The sequence below is a fragment of the Aeromonas sp. D3 genome, assembly GCF_027705025.1.
GTDB lineage: Bacteria > Pseudomonadota > Gammaproteobacteria > Enterobacterales > Aeromonadaceae > Aeromonas > Aeromonas salmonicida.
The window spans coordinates 58,376-79,870 of sequence record NZ_JAPDBE010000022.1 but is presented as its reverse complement, the minus strand read 5'-3'; the positions used below and the strand labels follow the sequence as shown (position 1 = coordinate 79,870).

Annotated in this window: 17 protein-coding genes, 1 tRNA gene and 1 riboswitch; of the genes, 9 read left to right on the top strand and 9 right to left on the bottom strand. The window is 58.6% G+C overall.

Features of this window, described 5'->3' with window-relative positions; all coding sequences use genetic code 11:
• Positions 1–207: 207 nt before the first annotated feature.
• A riboswitch (M-box (ykoK) riboswitch) is annotated at positions 208–377 on the top strand.
• Positions 378–499: 122 nt separating this feature from the next.
• Entirely contained in the window at positions 500–1,843 is a 1,344-nt protein-coding gene (gene mgtE / locus OKC28_RS13885; protein WP_005320192.1) for a magnesium transporter, read from the top strand.
• Positions 1,844–1,927: 84 nt separating this feature from the next.
• On the opposite strand, the gene ppx is transcribed toward mgtE, so the two are convergent.
• From ppx to OKC28_RS13870, 3 genes are all read right to left on the bottom strand, one after another.
• Complete coding sequence (gene ppx / locus OKC28_RS13880) at positions 1,928–3,418, bottom strand: exopolyphosphatase (RefSeq protein ID WP_270689811.1); 1,491 nt, start codon at positions 3,416–3,418, stop codon at positions 1,928–1,930.
• Positions 3,408–5,477, bottom strand: coding sequence for a polyphosphate kinase 1 (gene ppk1 / locus OKC28_RS13875; RefSeq protein ID WP_021139236.1), 2,070 nt, complete (start codon positions 5,475–5,477; stop codon positions 3,408–3,410). The genes ppx and ppk1 overlap by 11 nt, the downstream gene beginning before the upstream one ends.
• Before the next feature lie 74 nt (positions 5,478–5,551).
• Positions 5,552–6,064, bottom strand: a complete 513-nt coding sequence (locus OKC28_RS13870; RefSeq protein ID WP_021139235.1) for a glycine cleavage system protein R — start codon at positions 6,062–6,064, stop codon at positions 5,552–5,554.
• Positions 6,065–6,254: 190 nt separating this feature from the next.
• Between OKC28_RS13870 and OKC28_RS13865 the strand changes: the two genes are divergently transcribed.
• The 5 genes from OKC28_RS13865 (at position 6,255) to OKC28_RS13845 (ending at position 12,408) form a co-directional block, all read left to right on the top strand.
• Positions 6,255–7,124 carry a DUF2726 domain-containing protein gene (locus OKC28_RS13865; RefSeq protein WP_192873224.1) on the top strand — a complete coding sequence of 290 codons (870 nt, stop codon included), beginning with the start codon at positions 6,255–6,257 and terminating at the stop codon, positions 7,122–7,124.
• A gap of 266 nt (positions 7,125–7,390) precedes the next feature.
• Positions 7,391–8,812: a sigma-54 dependent transcriptional regulator gene (locus OKC28_RS13860; protein ID WP_270689807.1), complete on the top strand. Its 1,422-nt coding sequence runs from the start codon at positions 7,391–7,393 to the stop codon at positions 8,810–8,812.
• A 106-nt stretch (positions 8,813–8,918) separates the two neighbouring features.
• Entirely contained in the window at positions 8,919–9,953 is a 1,035-nt protein-coding gene (locus OKC28_RS13855) for a sensor histidine kinase (protein ID WP_270689805.1), read from the top strand.
• Positions 9,950–11,293, top strand: a complete 1,344-nt coding sequence (locus OKC28_RS13850; protein ID WP_021139231.1) for a sigma-54-dependent transcriptional regulator — start codon at positions 9,950–9,952, stop codon at positions 11,291–11,293. Before OKC28_RS13855 ends, OKC28_RS13850 begins: the two co-directional genes overlap by 4 nt.
• A gap of 353 nt (positions 11,294–11,646) precedes the next feature.
• The gene (locus tag OKC28_RS13845; RefSeq protein ID WP_021139230.1) at positions 11,647–12,408 is read left to right on the top strand and encodes a Nif3-like dinuclear metal center hexameric protein; all 762 of its coding nucleotides are present in this window, start codon (positions 11,647–11,649) and stop codon (positions 12,406–12,408) included.
• Positions 12,409–12,516: 108 nt separating this feature from the next.
• On the opposite strand, the gene purN is transcribed toward OKC28_RS13845, so the two are convergent.
• Both purN and purM read right to left on the bottom strand, forming a co-directional pair.
• Positions 12,517–13,155 (bottom strand): phosphoribosylglycinamide formyltransferase, encoded by a 639-nt coding sequence (gene purN, locus OKC28_RS13840; RefSeq protein ID WP_270689802.1) that lies wholly within the window; start codon positions 13,153–13,155, stop codon positions 12,517–12,519.
• 32 nt (positions 13,156–13,187) lie between these two features.
• Complete coding sequence (gene purM / locus OKC28_RS13835; RefSeq protein ID WP_021139228.1) at positions 13,188–14,225, bottom strand: phosphoribosylformylglycinamidine cyclo-ligase; 1,038 nt, start codon at positions 14,223–14,225, stop codon at positions 13,188–13,190.
• A 175-nt stretch (positions 14,226–14,400) separates the two neighbouring features.
• Between purM and upp the strand changes: the two genes are divergently transcribed.
• The 3 genes from upp (at position 14,401) to hda (ending at position 17,001) form a co-directional block, all read left to right on the top strand.
• The gene (gene upp, locus OKC28_RS13830; RefSeq protein ID WP_005320172.1) at positions 14,401–15,027 is read left to right on the top strand and encodes a uracil phosphoribosyltransferase; all 627 of its coding nucleotides are present in this window, start codon (positions 14,401–14,403) and stop codon (positions 15,025–15,027) included.
• Between the two features lie 149 nt (positions 15,028–15,176).
• The gene (locus tag OKC28_RS13825) at positions 15,177–16,196 is read left to right on the top strand and encodes a DUF2066 domain-containing protein (RefSeq protein ID WP_270689797.1); all 1,020 of its coding nucleotides are present in this window, start codon (positions 15,177–15,179) and stop codon (positions 16,194–16,196) included.
• 103 nt (positions 16,197–16,299) lie between these two features.
• Complete coding sequence (hda, locus tag OKC28_RS13820) at positions 16,300–17,001, top strand: DnaA inactivator Hda (protein WP_005320168.1); 702 nt, start codon at positions 16,300–16,302, stop codon at positions 16,999–17,001.
• Positions 17,002–17,096: 95 nt separating this feature from the next.
• On the opposite strand, the gene aceA is transcribed toward hda, so the two are convergent.
• From aceA to OKC28_RS13800, 4 genes are all read right to left on the bottom strand, one after another.
• Positions 17,097–18,410 carry an isocitrate lyase gene (gene aceA / locus OKC28_RS13815; RefSeq protein WP_021139226.1) on the bottom strand — a complete coding sequence of 438 codons (1,314 nt, stop codon included), beginning with the start codon at positions 18,408–18,410 and terminating at the stop codon, positions 17,097–17,099.
• Between the two features lie 75 nt (positions 18,411–18,485).
• The gene (gene aceB, locus OKC28_RS13810) at positions 18,486–20,093 is read right to left on the bottom strand and encodes a malate synthase A (protein WP_270689793.1); all 1,608 of its coding nucleotides are present in this window, start codon (positions 20,091–20,093) and stop codon (positions 18,486–18,488) included.
• Between the two features lie 706 nt (positions 20,094–20,799).
• Positions 20,800–20,934, bottom strand: coding sequence for a hypothetical protein (locus tag OKC28_RS13805; protein WP_005320161.1), 135 nt, complete (start codon positions 20,932–20,934; stop codon positions 20,800–20,802).
• A 280-nt stretch (positions 20,935–21,214) separates the two neighbouring features.
• A tRNA-Pro gene (locus OKC28_RS13800) sits at positions 21,215–21,291 on the bottom strand.
• Between the last annotated feature and the right edge of the window lie 204 nt (positions 21,292–21,495).

Sequence of the window (21,495 nt, the reverse complement as noted above, 5' to 3'; positions counted from 1 at the left end):
CCTGCATGGAGACGCGATTAGATCACAGACGATCTGCCTGTTCAAATTTCATTAACAAAGTGCGATCCCGCCCTGATATGAATCCACTCTCACCCTAATTGTAACAAGATATTGCAGCAGGCCAATTACCTTGCCCTGGTGGCTTGACTCGTATTGAGCATTCGATAATTATGCAGCCCGCACAACAAAGGGTTGTGCGTACTTTTTGCAGCATCTCGTTAGGCGAGGCTCCTGTATAAACAAAGGCCACTGATCTCACGACGTCCAGAGACGCCCAAGATCAGGACAGTTTTCATCGGATTAAGGTGTAAACCCAAGTGGCTTCCGGCATGCCGGATACGTTATGCAGTGCTAAAGCTGGTACGTGGGGATGATGACACGCCGGACGGCGTCATTTCCTGCCTATTACTCGTCAATCAAATTGCTGTTTTCTTTCAGACGGCGACCGGATATCCGATCGCGCTCAGGCCCTGCCTGAAATCACATGAGGTCACTTGTGATGAAGAAAACACAGACTCTACTCAATCGTCATCAACTGCTCGATCTGGCCGCCCTGCAGGGCTGGCTGGAGAATAATCTGGATCCGGTTCAGCGCGCCGATCAACTGCTGACCCTGCGTCCGGAAGAGCTCAACTGTATCTTCGATACCCTGCCCACTGAACAAGGCGCGGCCCTGCTGAGCTCACTGTCGGCCGACGTTGCCGGCCGTCTGCTGCTGCGCTTGCATGCCAGCCTTATCGGTGTGTTGCAAGGGGCTATCCCTCGTCGTGATATGCTGGACATACTGCGCCGACTGGGCAGCAGCGAGCGCACCATGCTGCTTTCTCGCTTCCCGGAGCCGGCTCAGTCCACCTTCTACTCCCTGCTCGACTGGCCACCAGAATCGGTTGGCGCCAACATGCGCCATGAGTTTCTGGCCATCAGCGATCAGCAGACGGTGGGCAGTGCCAAGCAGTTGATCCACGATGCCTGGGACAATGCCCAGTTGTTCCAGAACCTGTATGTGGTCAATGCTGAGCATCGTCTGCTCGGCAGTATCGCGCTCAAATCCTTGCTGATTGCCGATCCCCAACTGCCCGTCAGCGACCTGATGGACAGGGATACGGTGCGCATCAATGCGCGTGCGGATCAGGAGATGGCTGCCCGTTTGCTGATTGACCGCGACATCTCGACGCTACCGGTAGAGGAGAAGGGCAAACTGGTGGGTATCTTCCACGTGGACGATGCTGCCGACATCCTGGAGCTCGAATCCACAGAGGATGCCGAGATGCAGGGTGGCTCCTCGCCGCTCGATACGCCCTATCTGCAGGCGACTCCCTGGCAACTGTGGCGCAAGCGGGTGGGCTGGCTGCTTATCCTGTTTGTGGCAGAAGCCTATACGGGCACAGTACTGCGGGCATTCGAAGAGCAGCTGGAAGCCGCCATTGCGCTGGCCTTCTTCATACCGCTGCTGATCGGTACCGGTGGTAACAGTGGTACCCAGATCACTACTACCATAGTGCGGGCCATGGCGGTGGGGGAGGTGAGCATGCGAAACCTGGGGACTGTCTTGAAAAAGGAGCTCTCCACCGGTTTGCTTATCTCGGCAGCGATTGCGGTTGCGGCATGGATCCGGGCCTGGAGCCTGGGTGTCGGCCCCGAGATCGGCATGGTTGTGACCTTGACCATCATCGCCATCGTGCTCTGGAGCGCTACCGTTGCTTCCATCATTCCCATGGTGCTGCGTCGCTTCCGGATTGACCCGGCTGTTGTTTCTGCTCCTTTCATCGCTACCCTGGTGGACGGTACCGGCCTCATCATCTATTTCGAGATGGCCAAGTGGTTGCTGCCCGAGCTGCAGTAAGCCGCCGTTAAACGAGTGGATAACAGCAAAAAGGCAGCCTGGGCTGCCTTTTTGCTTGTCTGTTTACGGGGTGGAGAAAGGGGATCAGCTCAGCTGGAACAGCAGCGGCCACCCCTGCTCCTGACAATAACGGTGCTCTTTCTCCAAGTTCTGCATCAGCAGGCGGTTCTCGTCGCACCAATCGATCGGCAAGGTGACCACCAGCTTATCTTCGGCTGCCTGTACCTTCCATTCCGGCAACAGGTTGTCTTGGCGCCTGTGGTGCGCCGCCACGGCGAGGCGAAGGATGCGAATGCAACGCAGCACGGTCTGCTCGTCGTGGTTGGGCAGGGGAGGGAGCTCGGAGAGCTTGAGCCCCTTGCGCTGAAACCGCACCAGCGCCGCCAGCAGTGCCTGATCGTCCTGGTTGAAGCCGGGCAGATCCGTGTGCTGCAAGATATAGGCGGAGTGGCGATGGATGCCGCTGTAGTTGATGGCCAGACCAATCTCGTGCAGTCGCGCCGCCCAGCCGAGGATGGCGCGATAGGGCTCCTCCGGCATCTCCCAGGGACCGCTCAGCGCATCGAACAGGGTCAGTACGCTCTGCTCGACCCGATTGGCCTGGCGCTTGTCGATGCGATAGTGGGTGGAGAGGGCCAGCGCGGTACGCTCGCGAATGTCGTGGTGCTGCAAGCGCTCCTCGAATTCATACAGCAACCCTTCGCGCAGTGCACCGTCCGAATACTCCATTCTCTCTATGGGCAAGGAGGTAAAGAGTCCAAGCAGTATGGCCACGGCGGCGGCAAACACCTCCTGGCGCTCCTCGGTCAGGCCGGCAAGCTTCAATTGATCGACCCGCTTGTGGTCGAGCAGCTCCCGCTTGAGACGCTCCAGCCCCGCCAGTGTGATGCTGCCGTCAGTCCAGCCTTCGCCCTGCAGCACGTCGCGTACGGTTCGAATGGAGCCGGAGCTGCCCAGGCAACTCTGCCAGCCCAGCTTGCGATACTGGTTGATGATGGGGGCGAGCTGATGTTGGGTCTCCAGCACGGCGGCGTTGAAGGCCTTCTCGCTCAGCTTGCCGTTGGCAAAGAAATGCTGGGTGAAGCTGACACAGCCCATCTTGCGGCTGGTGAGTGCCTTGTGATCGAAGCCTTCCCCTATGATGAGCTCGGTGCTGCCACCGCCGATGTCCACCACCAGTACCTGTCCTTCAATGTGCTGGGTGTGGGCGACGCCCTGATAGATGAGACGCGCCTCCTCCTGGCCACTGATGATCTCGATGGGATGGTTGAGCACAGTGGCCGCCTCGCGCACGAACTCGCGTGCATTGCTGGCGCGGCGCAAGGTATAGGTGCCGGCGATACGGATGTGATCCGGCTTGATGTTGGTCAGTCGTTCGGCAAACAGGGCGAGACAGTCGAGGCCACGTCCCATGGCCTCTGCCGACATGCGACGTTGCTCATCCATCCCCTCCGCCAGCCGAACCCGCTCCTTGATGCGATCAACTATCTGCATACGCCCCTCGTTGAGGCGGGCGATCACCATGTGAAAACTGTTCGAGCCAAGATCCACGGCGGCGTACAGGCTATTGTCCATTGTTTGACTCTATGCGTTTGAGGTAGTCGTAAATCGCGACCTGGGAACGGATCTTGCGGCGGTTACCCCGCTTCACATATTCGTTCTTCTGATCCGCATCGATGACGCGAGCCTTGCAGGTGTCGCTCAGTTGCAGCTCGAGAATGTCCATGATGCGCTGTTTGAGGCGCTCGTCATAGATGGGCGTGGCCACCTCAATTCGTCCATCGATGTTGCGGCTCATCCAGTCGGCACTCGAGATATAGAGCTGGGGGTTGCCCTTGTTGTGAAACACCATGACCCTGGGATGTTCGAGGAAGCGGTCTATGATGCTGATCACCTTGATGTTTTCGCTCAAGCCCGGCACGCCGGGACGCAGGGCGCACATGCCGCGGATGATCATCTGGATCGGCACCCCGGCTTGACCGGCGGCATAGAGGCGGTTGATGAGATCCCTGTCCACCAGGTTGTTGATCTTGAGAATAATGCCGCTGGGCTGTCCCGCCTTGGCGTTGGTGAGCTCGTTGTCGATCAGCCGATAGAGCTGACGGCGGCTGTTGATGGGGGAGACCAGCAGGTGGTTGAACTTGTAACGCTTATAGGGGTACTCGATGTATTCGAACACCCCTTCCACTTCGGCTGTGATATCCGGGTGGCGGGTCAACAGGGAGAAGTCGGTGTAAATCTTGGCCGTCTTCTCGTTGAAGTTGCCGGTGCCGATATGGGCGTAGCGCACCGCCTCGCCATTTTCGTGGCGGGTGATGAGGCAGAGTTTGGAGTGGATCTTGAGGCTCGGCACCCCGAACACCACCTTGACTCCGGCGTCAGTGAGAATGTTGGCCCAGTCGATGTTGGCCGCTTCGTCAAAACGGGCCCGCAGCTCCACCACCACTGTCACCTTCTTGCCGTTGTTGGCAGCATCGATAAGGGAGTGAATGATCCGCGACTTCTTGGCGACCCGGTAGATATTGATGCGAATGGCACTGACCGCAGGATCGAACGCCGCCTGGCGCACCAGCTCGGTGAAGTGATGAAACTTGTGGTACGGGTAGTAGAGCAGTATGTCCTGCTTGGCGATGGCATCAAAGGCGTTGACGAAGCCGTCAAAGTCGCGGCATTCGAGTGCCGGCAGCTTGGGGTTTTCCAGATAGTCCCGGCCCACGTTAGGGAAGCCGATGAAATCCTTGAAGTTGTGATAACGCCCGCCCGGCATGATGGCGTCGTAAGAGCTGATCTGCAGCTTGAGCTTCAAGAAGCTTATCATGGCGGCGGGCATCTCCCGCTCGTAGACGAAGCGCACCGGCATGGCGGTGAGACGCTGCTTCAAGCCGTCACTCATCTTGTCCACCAGACTGAGATCCAGCTGATCGGAGAGGTCATACTCGGCATCCCGGGTCAGCTTCACCGCGTAGGCAGCAATCTCGTCATAGTCGAAGAAGCCCTTGAAGATCTCGTCGAGACAAAAGCGGATGACGTTATCCAGAATAATGATCTGCTTCTTGCGGCGGGTGCCTTCCGGCGGCAGCTGGAAGAAGCGGGGCAGATCATCGGTCGGTACCTCCACCAGAGCGTACTGGATCACCTGGCCATTCTTCTTCATCTCGATGGCCAGATAGGTGTACTCATCCTTGAGGAACTTGACCGGGTTGACCTCTTTGTTGAGCAGGATAGGAATGATGTGGCGCAGTACCTTCTCTCTGAAAAAGACCCGCAGCCACTGATGGATTGACTCGGAAATCTGGGTCTCGTTGACCAGGAAGATGTTGTGGCGGGCCAGGGCGATCAACAACTCCTTGTAGGTGTTGTCGAACGCTTCGCCGAGCGCCATCACCTTCTGCTGGATGGCGCGCAGCAGCACTTTGGCTTCGTCACCGCCGCCGTGTACTTCATTGATGAGAATACGGCGCTTGACGTCCGACACTCGTACCTTGAAGAACTCGTCCTGGTTGGAGGAGAAGATCCCAAGAAAACGGACCCGCTCTATGAGGGGCACCGTCTTGTCCATCGCCTCTTGCAACACCCGTTCATTGAATGAGAGCCAGCTCAGCTCTTTTTCTTCATACTGCTTGTCGGTGCTCATCTAATGCCTCTGTATCAGGTCGCGTCTGCGCGGCAGTTATGGCGTGTGAATATGACAGATTGATGACAATCCGCTCAGTCGGTGAAAGCCTGGTCGATATCGACGACAAGATCGTCAGATAGAGATTCAAGCGCTGCCACAAGATCGTCCAGCTCCAACTGGGGTGGCAGGGCCACCAGGGCGTGAGCATAGAAGAGCGGGGCGCCCGAGTGGGGCGCAGGTTCGCAACCCGTGGTGAGATCGGCCACGTTGATGTTGAGCTGGCGCAGTATGCTGGCCACTTCGTGCACTATCCCTGCTCTGTCGTTGCCGGTGACGCTGAGCATGACCTGACGTTCCGGTTCCTGGCCGAGCTGGCCTTCGGCAAAGCTGACGGTGAGGCCAGGCAACATTACCAAGGCCTCACACAGGCTGCGGTAGTGCTCATCGGGCACAGTGACGTGCAGGATGCCGGCAAATTGCCCGGCCAGCTCGCTCATGGAACTGCCCAGCCAGTTGCCCTGTTGCTGTGTGATGACATCCGCCAGACTCTCGACTATGCCGGGTTTGTCTGTACCGATCACGGTCACGACCAATTGCTTCTGCATCCTGCTCTCCTTGGAATTGGGTTTCTGTAGCATTGTGCCTGCTGTGGCAGGCCATATGAAGCCCCGTCCGGCCTAAACAGGCTGAAAAAAACCAGAGGAGAGGTTTGTGCCACGTTTCAGCGCTGCCGGGTATCTGACCCCTGTGGTAGAGTGATGCCCTCTTTCGTTTTGTGAACTGGATAGTGCATTCATGAATACCCTTGTCGTATCGGGATTGGTGTTGTTGGTGCTACTCCTGCTGGTGGTCTTCTGGACCAGGAGCAAGAGAGGCAAGGCGTTGCCCTATGATCTGCAGGAGGCCCTGTTCAGCCCGGCCGAGCGCTCCTTCCTCGGTGTGCTGGACTTGGCAGTCGGTGACAAGGCCCGGGTCTTTGCCAAGGTGAGGGTGGCCGATGTGCTGACGCCACAGGCAGGGCTTGGCAAAAGCAAATGGCAGCAACACTTCAACAAGATCAGCGCCAAGCACCTGGATTATCTGCTCTGCCACCCAGCCGATCTCTCCTTTATCTGCGCCATCGAGCTCGATGACAGTTCTCATCGACATCAGAAGCGCAAGGCACGCGACCTTTTTCTGAAAACCGCCTGCGACAGTGCCGGTTTGCCGTTGCTGCAGATCCCGGCGAGTGCCCATTATCAGGTGGAAGAGCTGCGCGAGCAGATCCTGCCGCTGCTGGTCAAGACAACTGCACCGCTGGTCGACAATGTGATGCCGGGTGAGCGCCGCGAGCCAACCTTCAGCCCCTTGCTGCTGGACGGTGTCGACATGGACGAGACCCGCCATGGGGGACGCTCGCCTTCAAGCTCGTCCCCTGTGATCACCACGCCGGTCAGGAATGCACTGGTCTCGACCGCCGACAGCGAGCTGGTGGATAACTTGTTTGCCGAGGTAGAGGACGAAGAGGACTCGCATTCGCACCAGGCACCCCATTGTCCCCGCTGCGATGCGCCGCTGGTGGAACGGGAGGCCAAAAAAGGTCCCCATGCCGGTCGCCTGTTCATGGCGTGCAGCCGCTTCCCCGAGTGTCGCTACGCCGCCCCCCACACCAACGCCCGTCACTGATCCCTTGTTGCATGTTCCCGGCCTGTCACTGGGGCGGAAACATGCAGTCAATATCCCTGCCTCGCGGTAGCGCCCCATGCCTCATCAAAAAAGAGGCGACAAAATTTATCTTATTACGCAGTTGCGTCGATAAACTTAAGTCAAATGCGACAAATTTTGACAATGCGTCGGAATTTTGGCACTTTGTGCGACCTGCATAAAGTGCGTGGCTTGACCACAGAAGCATATTAAAACAATAAGTTACGTCTATTATAAGAGGGATGGATATGATGACGATGGGAGTATTGATTGTTGATGCCGATGCGCAGCGGCGCCAACAGTTGGGCACTGTGCTCTCGTTTATGGGGATCCCCTGGCAGGAGATTGCCGAGAGCGAGCTGGATGTGGCCATCGAAACGTCCGGCCCGCTACAAGGGGTGCTGGCCGGTGCCTTGACCGGTCGTCCGTTGGACGAATTGCTGACCCTCTTTCCCCGCATTCCGTTTTTGTCGCTGGTTCCGGCTGATTTCCCCAACAGCAACTTCATCGGTGTCGCCGAAGCTCCCTTCACCTACGAATCCCTCACTCGGTATCTGCATTTCTGTCAGGCATTTGTCTCCTTGCATCCTCGCCAGCAGACCCATGACAAGGGCCAGGCCCTGCTGCGTCTGCTGGTGGGCAAGGGGCGTGGCATCCAGGAGGTGCGCCGCCTCATCAGTCAGGTGGCCGAGACCGACGCCAACGTATTGATCCTGGGTGAGTCCGGGACGGGTAAAGAGGTGGTCGCCCGCGCCATTCACGAACTCTCTTCACGTTGCGCCGGTCCCTTCGTGCCCATCAACTGCGGCGCAATCCCGGCCGAATTGCTGGAAAGCGAACTGTTCGGTCATGAAAAAGGGGCTTTCACCGGCGCCATCGCCTCCCGTCGCGGCCGCTTCGAGCTGGCACAGGGTGGCACCCTGTTCCTCGACGAGATCGGTGACATGCCGTTGCCGATGCAGGTCAAGTTGCTGCGGGTGTTGCAGGAGCGGCTGTTTGATCGGGTCGGCGGTGGCAAGCCGATCCAGGCGGACGTGCGCATCATAGCGGCGACCCACAGGGATCTGGAGGTGATGATCCGTACCCAGGGCTTTCGTGAAGATCTCTACTATCGCCTCAATGTCTTTCCCATCGAGACGCCGCCGCTGCGGGAGCGGGTCGACGACATTCCGCTGTTGCTGCAGGAGCTGCTCAACCGTCATGCCGAGCAGCATCATGGCATCATTCGCCTGACCCAGCGCGCCATGGAATCCCTAATGCAATACCCCTGGCCCGGCAATGTGCGCGAGCTTTCCAACCTTCTGGAGCGGCTGCTTATTCTCTACCCGCAACAGATCGTCGATGTGGCCGACCTGCCGAGCCGTTATCGTCTGCTGCCGTGCGAGCCGAGGGATGAGCGGTTGACCGAAATGGACGAGCGCGATGCGCTGGCCGCCGTGTTCCAGGATCCGCCCGAGCTGGATATGCACAACAGTCACGCCCGCGCCATGCAGCTGCCTGAGGAGGGGGTCAATCTCAAGGAGATGCTGGCCGACTTGGAGGTGGAGCTGATCCGCCAGGCGCTGGAATCCCAGGATGGTGTCGTGGCCCGCGCCGCCGACTTGCTCGGCATGCGTCGCACCACGCTGGTGGAGAAGATGAAAAAGTACGGGATGAGCAAGGAAGTCTAAAGGTCAAAGCCTTGACGCTTATATTCAAGGTCTTGATTTATAGTGATATTTTTAGTGGCATGGAAATTGAATAACCTGACCTAATCGCCAGTTTGAGGTCAGGTTTATGACAACCCAGCAGCAGGACAACCCACTCCAGTCTCACGAGGTGAGCCAGCTTTATGCCATCTTCACGGCGCTGCCGACCGGTGTATTGCTGCTCGATGGCGAGGGTCGCATCACCCGTGCCAACCCGGCAGCCCTGGCACTGTTGGGGGAGCCGCTGGAAGGTCAGGCCTGGCGCCAGATCATCGACCGCTGCTTCCAGCCCCGTGAGGATGACGGTCACGAGATCTCCCTGCGTGACGGACGGCGGGTGCAGCTCTCGACCCAGCCACTGCCGGATCAACCCGGCCAGCTGATATTCATCACGGATCTGACCGAAACCCGCAAACTGCAGGACAGAGTCAACCACATGAAGCGGTTGTCTGCCCTTGGCAACATGGCAGCCTCGCTGGCCCACCAGATCCGCACACCGCTCTCTGCCGCCATGCTCTATGCGGCCAATCTTGCCAACCGCACCTTGAAACCCGAGTCCCGCAGCCAGTTCCAGCAAAAGCTGATGGCCAGGTTGCAAGATCTCGAGAAACAGATCAACGACATACTGCTGTTCGCTCGCAACGGTGACAACCAGGTGGTGACCCCCATCTCGGTACAGGGGTTGCTGGCCGAGGTACAGGCCGGTGCCGAGGCATTCTGCAACCAGCAGGGCTGCGAGTTGCACATGGAGGCTCCGGAGCCGGATCTGTGCCTGCTTGCCAACAGCAGTGCACTGGCGGGGGCCATCAACAATCTGATCGCCAACGCCCAGCAGGCGGGGGCCACCTCCTTGCTGGTGAGTGCGGTGCGCAGCGGCTCCCGGGTGGAGATGCGCATCCTCGACAATGGCAAGGGGATGCCTGCCCACCTGCTCAACCAGATTTTCGAACCCTTCTTCACCACCCGCTCCCAGGGCACTGGCCTGGGCCTGGCGGTGGTGCAATCTGTGGTACGTGCCCATCAGGGGGAGGTCAGCGTGGCCTCAGTGCCCACTGAAGGCACCTGCTTTACTCTGTCGTTCCCTCTGCATCAGCAACCGATGCAGCTTGGAGGTGTCGCATGACTCAGGCCCGTATTCTGGTCGTAGAAGATGACAATGGCCTGCGCGAAGCGCTGGTGGATACACTCTTGCTCGGCGGCTACGAGTGTCGTGAAGCGGACAGCGGCGAACGCGCCCTGCTGGCGCTGTCGCGCCAAAGCTTTGATATGGTGATCTCCGATATCCAGATGGGGGGCATGGATGGCCTGACCCTGCTGGCCGCTATCCGCCAGCAATATCCGCAGATCCCTGTGCTGCTGATGACGGCCTACGCCAACATCGACGGTGCCGTGCGCGCCATGCGCGAAGGCGCCATCGACTATCTTGCCAAGCCGTTTTCCCCCGAAGTGCTGCTCAATCAGGTCAGCCGCTATGTACCGGCCCAGAAAGTGGAGAAGCGCGCCGTGGTATACGGGGATCCAAAGACCGCCGAACTGTTCCAACTGGCGACCCGGGTGGCCAGAAGCGAAGCCACTGTCATGGTGACTGGCCCGAGCGGCACCGGCAAAGAGGTGCTGGCTCGCTACATTCACGACAACTCCAGCCGCGCCGAACAAACCTTCGTCGCCATCAACTGCGCCGCCATCCCGGAAAACATGCTGGAGGCGACCCTGTTCGGCTACGAGAAGGGTGCCTTCACCGGTGCCGTGCAGGGTTGCCCCGGCAAGTTCGAGCAGGCCCAGGGAGGCACCTTGCTGCTCGACGAGATCACCGAGATGGATCTGGGGTTGCAAGCCAAGCTGCTGCGGGTATTGCAGGAAAAAGAAGTAGAGCGGCTCGGCAGTCGCAAGATGATCCCCCTCGATGTGCGGGTCATCGCCACCAGCAACCGGGATCTCAAGAAGGCGGTGCAGGACGGTCTGTTCCGCGAGGACCTCTACTACCGTCTCAACGTCTTCCCCCTGCGCTGGACCGCGCTCTGGGAGCGGCCCGGCGACATACTGCCGCTGGCGGAACACCTGCTGGCACTGCATGCCAGCCAGCAGGGGCTGCCGACGCCGCAGCTGGCAGAGAGGGCTCGCGAACGTCTGTTGGCCCACGCCTGGCCCGGCAACGTGCGCGAGCTGGACAACGTGGTACAACGTGCCCTGATCCTGAGTCCGGATGGCCTCATTGGCTGCGAGCACCTGATCCTGGAAGAGGTGGACGAGGAGGAGATCCGTTTCACCAGCAGCGACCGTCTCAGCGGTGGCGAACATCTGGGCAGCGAGCTCAAGCAGCAGGAGCATCAGATCATCCTCGACACTCTGCAAGACTGCAACGGCAGTCGCAAGGCGGTAGCCGACCGGCTCGGCATCAGCCCGCGCACCCTGCGCTACAAGCTGGCCCAGATGCGGGAGGCGGGGATAGATCTTCCCGCCTGAGTATGGGGTCGACCCCGTCGTGGCCCTGGTTGCTTGGCCTGGTTATCAGGTGGCCGGCAGCCCCTCAGGGTTGCAAGGTGGTGTGGAAACTGTCGTGACCCTCATGGTCTGACTCTGTTGTCCAAAAGGAAGGGCTCGCCTGTTTGCGGGAAGGTGGGGGTGAGCAATACCCTTGTCCCTGGCTGCCTGGCTTGGTTATCAGTGCAGTCAGGGTGGCGTTGTGTTCGAGTGCCGAGGGTGGGAACTGTCATGGTCTTGGCGGCCTGGCTCGATTATCATGGGGTCCTTGGCGTTTGAGCCTGGCCCCTGCTGTATCGTTGATGCAGGGGACCGAGCCTTTATAAGGGACCCCTATGATCTCTCATCGAAAACTCGAAACCGTACTCAACCATCTACTTGAACCTCACGCCATCAAGGATTACTGCCCCAATGGGTTGCAGGTGGAAGGGCGCGCGCGCATTCGCAAGGTCGTGACCGGCGTCACCGCCAGTCAGGCTCTGATCGATGCGGCCGTGGCCCTCGACGCCGATGCCATTCTGGTCCATCACGGTTACTTCTGGAGCGGCGAGCCGGCCCAGATCACCGGCATGAAGCAGCGTCGCCTCAAGACCCTGCTGACCCACGACATCAACCTGTTTGCCTATCATCTACCGCTGGATGTGCATCCCGAGGTGGGTAACAACGCCCAGCTTGCCAAGCTGCTGGACATCAAGGTGCGCCGTGGCCTGGAGCCCTGGAACAGCAAGAGCGTCGCCATGGTGGGCAAGCTGGAAGAGCCGATGAGCGGTCGCGATTTTGCGAAGCTCATCGCCGAACGGCTCGGTCGTGAACCCCTTTATTGTGGTGATACAGGCCCCGAGCTTATCCGCTCCGTGGCCTGGTGCACTGGCGGTGGCCAGAGCTATATCAATCTGGCGGCGGAGCAGGGGATCGATGCTTTCATCTCCGGCGAAGCCTCCGAGCAGACCATCCACACCGCCCGCGAGATGGGGATGCATTTCTATGCGGCCGGGCACCATGCTACCGAGCGATACGGTATCAAGGCGCTGGGAGAGTGGCTGGCGACCGTGCAGGGGCTGGATGTGACCTTTATCGATATCGACAATCCGGTGTAAGTTCGATTAGCCGTGTAGCGGCGTCATCGGACATGACTGCAGCAATTGAAGAAATGACAAGGGAGGCCTAAGCCTCCCTTGTTACATTTTGCATGTTGCGCTTAGCGGCTACTCGCAGGCATAACCTGCGGGGCCAAGGGCGGCGCCGTCCAGCAGGACGGCATCGCCTTGCATTCTCAGCCTTCCTTCGCAGAACCACTGCACCACCAGCGGGTAGATACTGTGCTCCTGGACCTGCACCCGGGCCGCCACTTCCTCGACATCGTCACCTTCGAAGATGGGGACGCGAGCCTGCAGGATCACGGGACCACCATCCAGCTCTTCGGTGACGAAATGGACGCTGGCACCGTGCTCGCTATCACCAGCATCTATGGCGCGCTGGTGAGTGTGCAAGCCTTGATACTTGGGCAGCAGTGAAGGGTGGATGTTGAGCATCCGCCCTGCAAAGTGACGCACCAGATCGGCACTCAGGATCCGCATAAAGCCGGCCAGTACCACCAGATCCGGCTGATAGTCATCCATCAGCGCCTGCAGGGCGACGTCATACTCCGCCCGGCTGGCAAACTGCTGCTGGGCCAGAATGGAGGTCGCCACCCCGGCCGTTTGCGCACGCACCAAGCCGTAGGCATCGGCCTTGTTGCTGATGACGCCGACCACTTCGCCGGCAATCTTGCCGCTGGCGCAACTGTCGAGAATCGCCTGCAGGTTGCTGCCGCTGCCGGAGACAAGCACCAGGATGCGTTTCATAGGGGAGGGCATTTGGCTGTTGATCCGGTCATTCATTGAATGATGACCTGCTCCTCACCATCGGCCGCCTTGGCGATATGGCCGATGTGCCATGCATTCTCGCCTTCGGCCTTGAGCAGGGTCAGCGCCTTCTCAAGCTGATCCGCAGGCAGGGCGATGATCATGCCGACACCGCAGTTGAAGGTACGGTACATCTCGTGGCGGGTGACGTTGCCAGCCTGCTGCAGCCAGCTGAACACTGCCGGCCACTGCCAGCTCTGCTCATCGATCACCGCTTGAGTGTTGGCGGGCAGTACGCGCGGGATGTTCTCCCAGAAGCCGCCACCTGTGATATGGGACAGGGCGTGGATCTCGCACTCCTTGATGAGCTTGAGCACCGGCTTCACATAGATGCGGGTCGGCTCCAGCAAGGCGTTGGCCAGGGTGGTATCACCCAGCGGCTGGTGCACATCGGCCTTGGAGACCTCAAGGATCTTGCGGACCAGGGAGAAACCGTTGGAGTGGGGGCCACTGGCAGCCAGGGCGATCAGGGCATCGCCGTCACCCACTTTGCTGCCGTCGATGATCTCGCTCTTTTCCACCACACCGACGCAGAAACCGGCGATGTCGTAGTCTTCCCCTTCATACATGCCCGGCATCTCGGCGGTTTCGCCGCCCACCAGGGCACAACCTGATTGCTCACAGCCGACACCGATACCGGTGACAACGGCCGCGGCCGTGTCCACGTCCAGCTTGCCGGTGGCATAGTAGTCGAGGAAGAACAGGGGCTCAGCACCCTGTACGATCAGGTCGTTGACGCACATGGCCACCAGGTCGATACCGACGGTATCGTGCTTTTTCAGATCGATGGCGAGACGCAGCTTGGTGCCCACACCATCGGTACCGGAGACCAGTACCGGTTCCTTGTAGCCCGCAGGGATTTGACACAGGGCCCCAAAGCCGCCAAGACCACCAAGGACTTCAGGACGACGAGTGCGTTTTGACACGCCCTTGATACGTTCAACCAGTGCATTGCCAGCATCGATATCTACGCCAGCATCCTTGTAGCTCAGTGAGGTTTTGTCAGTCACGCGTATTCCCCGTCATATGAAGAAGTGGAGGGTAAAATTCGGGGCGTATTCTAACAGTGGCCGAGTAAAAGCAGAAAGGAAATCGTTTGCGCGTTTTTGCGTGGAAAAGCTCTACAAGCCGTGGCTTTTGTTGTATGATTCCGCGATTTTTTCGCGGCAGTTAGAGGAGATAATAATGAAAGTCGTTGAAGTCAAACACCCCCTGGTCAAACACAAAATCGGGTTGATGCGTGAAGGCGATATCAGCACCAAGCGTTTCCGTGAACTGGCCAAAGAAGTGGGCAGTTTGTTGACCTACGAAGCGACCTCTGACTTCGAAACCGAGAAGGTTACCATCGACGGCTGGAACGGACCAGTGGAAGTTGACCAGATCAAGGGCAAGAAGGTCACTGTCGTGCCTATCCTGCGTGCCGGTCTTGGCATGATGGATGGCGTGCTGGAGCACATGCCGAGCGCCCGCGTCAGCGTGGTCGGTATCTACCGCGATGAAGAGACTTTGCAACCGGTTCCCTACTTCGAGAAGATCGTCAGCAACATCGAAGAGCGCCTGGCGCTGGTCATAGACCCCATGCTGGCCACCGGTGGCTCCATGATTGCCACCATCGACCTGCTGAAAAAGAAAGGCTGCCAATCCATCAAGGTGCTGGTGCTGGTCGCCGCGCCCGAAGGCATCAAGGCGCTGGAAGCCGCTCACCCCGACGTTGAGCTCTACTGCGCCTCCGTCGATCAGGGCCTGAACGAGAAAGGCTATATTGTCCCGGGTCTGGGCGATGCTGGCGACAAGATCTTTGGCACCAAGTAATTCCTGATGCCTTGACCACCTTCTCTGTGTGAGGGGTGAGAATGGAGCCGGCGCCTTGCCGGCTCTGCTGTTTATGGCATCCTCTGTCTTGCTGCAATGCGCGCCTTGCCGCTACCATAAGCAGCATCTCCCATTTCGAGACTCCTCTCATGCTCAAACGTGTTGTGACCGCCCTCTGCTGCGGCTTGTCATTCATGGTCTCGGCCGCTCAGGTGACCGATCTCTATCAGGGCAAGGCGCCCACCAGCGGCGACATGGTGGCTGCCCAGTCCCAGGCGCTGGGGGATGTGCTCGTCAAGGTGACCGGCAAACGGGACATCCTCACCCAGCCTGACGTGGTCAAGGCGCTGGCCGCCCCCGGCGACTATGTGCAGCACTATGGCTATCAGGATGTGGGGACGGTCAAGTTTCTGAAAGCCGACTTCAATGTGGCTAAGGTCAATGCCCTGATCTCCCAAAGCAAGTTTGCCCTGCTGGGGCCTGCAAGGCCACAGATGGCGCTCTGGCTGGTGATCAATGAGGGGGAGCGCCGCATTCTGCCGGATCAATCCAGCGATGGCTGGGCCAGCGCATTGCGAACCCAGAGCCAGGCCATGGGGCTGCCGGTCAGCATTCCTTTGATGGATCTCGATGACAACATGGTGGTCAGCGCCACTGACGTCTGGGGTCGCTTTGCCGCTCCCATACTGCAGGCGAGCCAGCGTTACGGCGCCGAGATGGTGGTGCTGGGCAAGCTGACCCCGGAAGGGGAGAAGTGGAGCATAGACTGGGGCCTTTATGGACCCAAGGCCGGTGGCGAGCTGGCCGAACTCACCCGTGGCAGCAGCAGTGGTACCCAGGCCGAGGTGGCGCAGCATTTTGCCGATGAGCTGGCTGCCTGGCTGGTACAAAACTATGGCGCGCGTATTTCGGGTGTCGCTTCCAGTCAGACACTGGTGGTGGAAGGTTTGTCCGGTATTGATGGCATGATCACGGTGCAGAAGATGCTGCAGGGGATGGCCAGCGTTACCAAGGTGACTATCGGCAAGCTGGAGGGGGACAAGGTGACCTTCGATCTCTCGTTGCAGGGCGACAAGGCCGAGCTCATCCGCGGCCTGCAACTGGAGAGCCGGTTGCGCCAGATTGATGATAATGACAGCGGTTTGCGTTACCAATGGTCGCAGCCCTGATCATTTCATCGTGTTCCCGACCGCCCGGCCAAGTCCGGGCGGTTCTCTATCTGCCTTTGCGATGGTACACTCTGGCACAAATGTCACAGTCAAAGCCTAACGAGTGAAGCAACCGGCCCAACTGTCTTTAGCCGTACAACTACCGGATGATGAAACCTTCGTCAGTTTTTATCCCGGCAACAATGCTCATCTGATCACCGCCCTCAAGAATGCGGCCATTGGTCAGGGATCGCCTTTCCTCTATTTCTGGGGTGCCAAGGGATCGGGACGCTCCCATCTGCTCCATGCCACCTGTGCCGAGGTCAATGCCCGCGACGCAGCGGCGGCCTATCTCTCCCTCGATCAGTTTGAACAGCTGGATCCCAGCATGCTCGATGCCCTCGAAAGCTTGCCACTGGTCTGTCTCGACAGCCTGGAAGCCATCGCCGGCAATGCGCAGTGGGAACGTGCCCTGTTCGATTTTTACAATCGCTGGCAGGAGAAGGGGGAAGGTACCCTGGTGGTCACGGGTTGCAGCGCACCGCGCAAGCTGGGGCTGCAACTGCCGGATCTCGCCTCGCGCCTCGACTGGGGGGTGAGTTTCCATCTCGATGAGCTGGATGATGAAGGCAAGCTCAGTGCCCTGCAGCTGCGTGCCGAGCTGCGGGGCTTCAAATTGCCCATCGATGTGGGCCGCTTCCTGCTCAACCGACTCTCCCGCGACATGCGCACCTTGCTTACCACCCTCAATCAGCTCGATAACGCCTCATTTCGCGCCAAGCGCAAGCTCACCATCCCCTTTGTGAAAGAGATCCTCGAACTTTGAGCAGGCTGCGGCTGCGTGTGCGGGGAAGACCCGGATTGAAACCAAAAAGAAACCCCGGCACCAGGCCGGGGTTTTTGTCTGTGCGACAGTCGTGATCAGTGGAACTGATCTTCTTCAGTCGAACCTGTCAGTGCGGTCACTGACGATTGGCCACCCTGAATGACGGTAGTGACCTTGTCGAAGTAACCTGTGCCCACTTCCTGCTGGTGAGCAACGAAGGTGTAACCACGGCTGGCGGCGGCAAATTCCGGCTCTTGCACCATCTCGACGTAGTGCTTCATCCCCTCGCCACGGGCGTACTGGTAAGCCAGTTCGTACATGTGGAACCACATGTTGTGGATGCCCGCGAGGGTGATGAACTGGTACTTGTAACCCATGTCGGACAGCTCCTGCTGGAAGCGGGCGATGGTGGCATCGTCCAGGTTCTTCTTCCAGTTGAAGCTGGGGGAGCAGTTGTAGGCCAGTATGGTGTCCGGGTACTGCGCCTTGATGGCTTCGGCAAACTTGCGCGCCTCGTCCAGATCCGGCTTGGCGGTTTCACACCACACCATGTCGGCATAAGGGGCATAAGCCAGACCACGGGAGATGGCCTGCTCGATACCCGCCTGCACCTTGTAGAAACCTTCGGCGGTACGCTCACCGGTCAGGAAGCCTGAATCGTACGGATCCGCATCCGTGGTCAGCAAGTCCGCCGCGTTGGCGTCGGTACGGGCGATCACCAGGGTGGTGGTGCCACAGACGTCGGCTGCGAGGCGTGCTGCAACCAGCTTCTGCACCGCTTCCTGAGTCGGCACCAGCACTTTGCCGCCCATGTGACCGCACTTCTTGACCGATGCCAGCTGATCTTCGAAGTGTACGCCGGCGGCGCCCGCTTCAATCATCCCCTTCATCAGCTCGAAGGCGTTCAGCACGCCGCCGAAACCGGCTTCGGCATCCGCCACGATCGGCAGGAAGTAGTCGATGAAACCGGCATCCTGCGGCCCCACCTTGTTGGCCCACTGGATCTGGTCGGCACGGGCAAACGAGTTGTTGATGCGCTCAACCACCGAGGGGACGGAGTTGGCCGGATAGAGAGACTGATCCGGGTACATGGTGGAGGACAAGTTGTTGTCTGCCGCCACTTGCCAGCCGGAGAGGTAGATTGCCTCTATACCTGCCTTGGCCTGCTGCACAGCCTGGCCGCCGGTCAGGGCGCCGAGGCAGTTGACGTAGCCTTTCTTGGCGCTGCCGTGGATCAGCTCCCACAGTTTGTCGGCGCCACGCTGAGCCAGGGTGTGCACCGGCTGCAAGCTGCCGCGCAGATTCACCACGTCTTCGGCGCTGTAGCCGCGCTTGATCCCTTTCCAGCGGGGGTTTTCTGCCCAGTCTTTCTCGATAGCCTGGATCTGTTGCTCACGGGTCAGTGCCATATCAGTTCCCTCTTTCATTGATTTCACGTTTCCATTGACTTGTTATTGGCGGGCTCCGCTGGGGAGACCCGTGGTTCAGAGCCGCTCGTAACCGGGCAGCGTCAGAAAATCGATCAGGGTATCGGCGCATGTGATCTGCTCCATCAACTCGCTCGCTTCGGCAAAGCGTCCTGCTTGCCAGCGGGCGGCGCCCACTTCATGTTTGACCACCTCCTGCTCCTCGGCCAGCATCTGGCGAAACAGCTCTTTGGTCACCACCTTGCCGTTGGAGAGGCTCTTGCCGTGGCGGATCCACTGCCAGATGGAGGTGCGGGAGATCTCGGCGGTCGCCGCATCTTCCATCAGGCCATAGATGGGCACGCAGCCGTTGCCGTTGATCCAGGCTTCCAGATATTGCAGGGCGACCCGGATATTGGTGCGCATGCCCGTTTCGGTACGTTCGCCTTCACAGGGAGCCAGCAGGTCGGCGGCTGTGATGGGGGCATCCTGCTCGCGCAATACGCCGATCTGGTTCTTGGCGCCTGCCGGTATGGTGGCGTTGAACACAGCCATGGCGGTGTCGGCGAGGCCGGGGTGGGCGACCCAGGTGCCATCGTGGCCGTTGCTAGCTTCCCGCTCCTTGTCTGCCTTGACCTTGGCAAAGACCTGCTCGTTGACGACGGCATCTTTGGCCGGAATAAAGGCGGCCATGCCGCCCATGGCAAGAGCGCCCCGCTTGTGGCAGGTCTTGATCAGCAGCCGTGAATAGGCTGAGAGGAAGGGTTTGTCCATGGTGACCACCTGACGGTCGGGCAGCACTCTGTCCCCATGATCTTTCAGCGTCTTGATATAGCTGAAGATGTAGTCCCAGCGGCCGCAGTTCAGCGCGACTATGTGATCCTGCATCTGATAGAGCAGCTCATCCATCTCGAACACCGCCGGCAGGGTTTCGATCAGCACGGTAGCCTTGATGGTGCCGCGGGGCAGACCGAACTTGTCTTCGGTCCAGGCAAACACTTCGCTCCACCAGCGACCTTCCAGATGACTTTGCAGCTTGGGCACATAGAAGTAGGGGCCCGAGCCCTTGGCCAGCAGCGCCTGATGGTTGTGCAGGAAATAGAGTGCGAAGTCGAACAGACCGCCGGGGATGGGCTCACCATCGAAGGTGACATGTTTTTCCGGCAGGTGCAGGCCACGCACCCGGCAGATGAGCACGGCCGGATTGGGATTCAGGGTATAGGCCTTGCCTTCCGGACTGGTGTAGGAGACGGTGCCATTGACCGCATCGCGCAGGTTGATTTGACCCTCGATCACTTTATTCCAGGCGGGAGCCAGGGAATCTTCGAAGTCCGCCATGAAGACTTTGACATTGGCGTTGAGGGCGTTGATGACCATCTTGCGTTCAACTGGCCCCGTTATCTCTACCCGGCGGTCTTGCAAGTCGGCCGGGATACCGCGCACCGTCCAGTCGCCTGCACGGATATGTGCTGTTTCCGGCAGAAAGTCCGGCAGCTCGCCGCCATCGATACGGGCCTGGCGTGCCACACGTTGTTTCAACAATTCGCCCCGTTGGGGAGCAAAGCGTTCCACCAGTTCGGATACCAGGGCCACCGCATCCGGCGTCAGAATTTGCGCGTATTCGGGAAGCATCTCGCCCTGGATGCGCAGACGGGCGCTACAGTGGGTCTGGGCCGGTGCCGACATAGGGTTCACTCCTTTGAGAATTACATTTTGAACTAATTAACTACGACTAAAGTCGATCCCTGTTCTTTCAAACTTCCCGTAACAACGGGATAACACGATTCATAAGGTGCGAAATATTGCCCTCTCCGTCAACCACTTTTTTAAAACGCCTGTTTCTTACACATAGTTAAGAGTATGTTTTTAATGGGATTATGTGATTAGCGCAAATGCTCTATGCAGATGGTTATGCTCTTGGTTTCCCACCCCCTGCGGTGGTGTGAGCCAGCGGCGTTGTGAATACCTGGAATGTAACTAATTACGTAATAAAATTACAAGTGCAAAAACAAATCCCGACCTTACTCCAAGCTTTCAGAAAACGGCTGTATGAAATGATTTTTTGGATCTCGGTGAATACTCAGCTCTGGCCAGTGTTGGCTATTGAACGTTTGTTTAAAACTTGAATAGGGAAGAGGGGCAGAATGGGGTTTATCTCGTCAGCAGGGGAAAAGTGACGAGCAATAACGTAGGTTTGTATCACCTTGGCTTGCTATCTGGGGTGATGAGGGGAGGAGGTTAGGGAGTGGATAAAACTGATAAGTCGTAGTTATGCAGCATTTTATTGTTATTTGTGTCAGTGGGCCTTCCTGGCCCCCGGGGAAGGTAAAAGGGTGGCGAAACCCAAGGGTTCAGCGGCCACTTTTCCTCTTCTACTCTATATTGAGCGGGATCAGTATTCGTCGTCCGGCGCCGCCAGATCGACCACATCCAGATGCACTATAGTGCCGTATTCATGCTCGCCGAGTTCGATGTCGGCTTGTGGCAGGGGGGCTGGGTGGGGCTGTGATTCAACTGCTTGCGTCATGGGTGCTTGCCTCATTGGATTGCAAGCCGGTCGGTGACTCCATCACCCGGATTCCCACCTCCCTGTTTCATTGCCGGCGGAAAAGTCGCGTATCCTAGCGACACTCGTCACAGGTTTCAAGTGATTCTGAATAAAAAATATACCACCAATGTGTGATGGCTCTGTGGTGCCGCCTGCCGGACAGAGTACTGCCAGGGTCATAAGGAGGGTGAAGGGGCTGGAGTGAAATGGAGGTAAAAAAATAGCCCAGTCGTTTGACTGGGCTATTTCTCGGGGAAAATGGTCGGTGTGAGAGGATTCGAACCTCCGACCCTCTACACCCCATGCAGATGCGCTACCTGGCTGCGCTACACACCGACGAGGTCAGTTCGAGCTGACGGAAGGGAGTCTAATGATATGAATCTGTTGGTGCAACTCCTTTTTTATCAGTGAGATGTCGATTGCTTCTTTATTGCTCACTCAAGATGCTGCTTGGGCCGGCCACGGAGATTTGGCATAATCGCCGCCCCGTATTGCGGTGGAAAAATTGCGCCGCAGGGCTAGCTTGGCGAATGTGGTCAA

Bases quoted from the DNA above. Each gene is read 5' to 3' on its own strand.
- OKC28_RS13825 (WP_270689797.1), top strand. From the start codon at position 15,177: ATGCTCAAACGTGTTGTGACCGCCCTCTGCTGCGGCTTGTCATTCATG.
- OKC28_RS13845 (WP_021139230.1), top strand. From the start codon at position 11,647: ATGATCTCTCATCGAAAACTCGAAACCGTACTCAACCATCTACTTGAA.
- OKC28_RS13855 (WP_270689805.1), top strand. From the start codon at position 8,919: ATGACAACCCAGCAGCAGGACAACCCACTCCAGTCTCACGAGGTGAGC.
- aceA (WP_021139226.1), bottom strand. From the start codon at position 18,410: ATGGCACTGACCCGTGAGCAACAGATCCAGGCTATCGAGAAAGACTGG.
- OKC28_RS13865 (WP_192873224.1), top strand. From the start codon at position 6,255: ATGAATACCCTTGTCGTATCGGGATTGGTGTTGTTGGTGCTACTCCTG.
- OKC28_RS13805 (WP_005320161.1), bottom strand. From the start codon at position 20,934: ATGACGCAAGCAGTTGAATCACAGCCCCACCCAGCCCCCCTGCCACAA.
- OKC28_RS13870 (WP_021139235.1), bottom strand. From the start codon at position 6,064: ATGCAGAAGCAATTGGTCGTGACCGTGATCGGTACAGACAAACCCGGC.
- ppx (WP_270689811.1), bottom strand. From the start codon at position 3,418: ATGGACAATAGCCTGTACGCCGCCGTGGATCTTGGCTCGAACAGTTTT.
- OKC28_RS13860 (WP_270689807.1), top strand. From the start codon at position 7,391: ATGATGACGATGGGAGTATTGATTGTTGATGCCGATGCGCAGCGGCGC.
- aceB (WP_270689793.1), bottom strand. From the start codon at position 20,093: ATGTCGGCACCGGCCCAGACCCACTGTAGCGCCCGTCTGCGCATCCAG.
- ppk1 (WP_021139236.1), bottom strand. From the start codon at position 5,477: ATGAGCACCGACAAGCAGTATGAAGAAAAAGAGCTGAGCTGGCTCTCA.
- OKC28_RS13850 (WP_021139231.1), top strand. From the start codon at position 9,950: ATGACTCAGGCCCGTATTCTGGTCGTAGAAGATGACAATGGCCTGCGC.
- mgtE (WP_005320192.1), top strand. From the start codon at position 500: ATGAAGAAAACACAGACTCTACTCAATCGTCATCAACTGCTCGATCTG.
- purN (WP_270689802.1), bottom strand. From the start codon at position 13,155: ATGAAACGCATCCTGGTGCTTGTCTCCGGCAGCGGCAGCAACCTGCAG.
- upp (WP_005320172.1), top strand. From the start codon at position 14,401: ATGAAAGTCGTTGAAGTCAAACACCCCCTGGTCAAACACAAAATCGGG.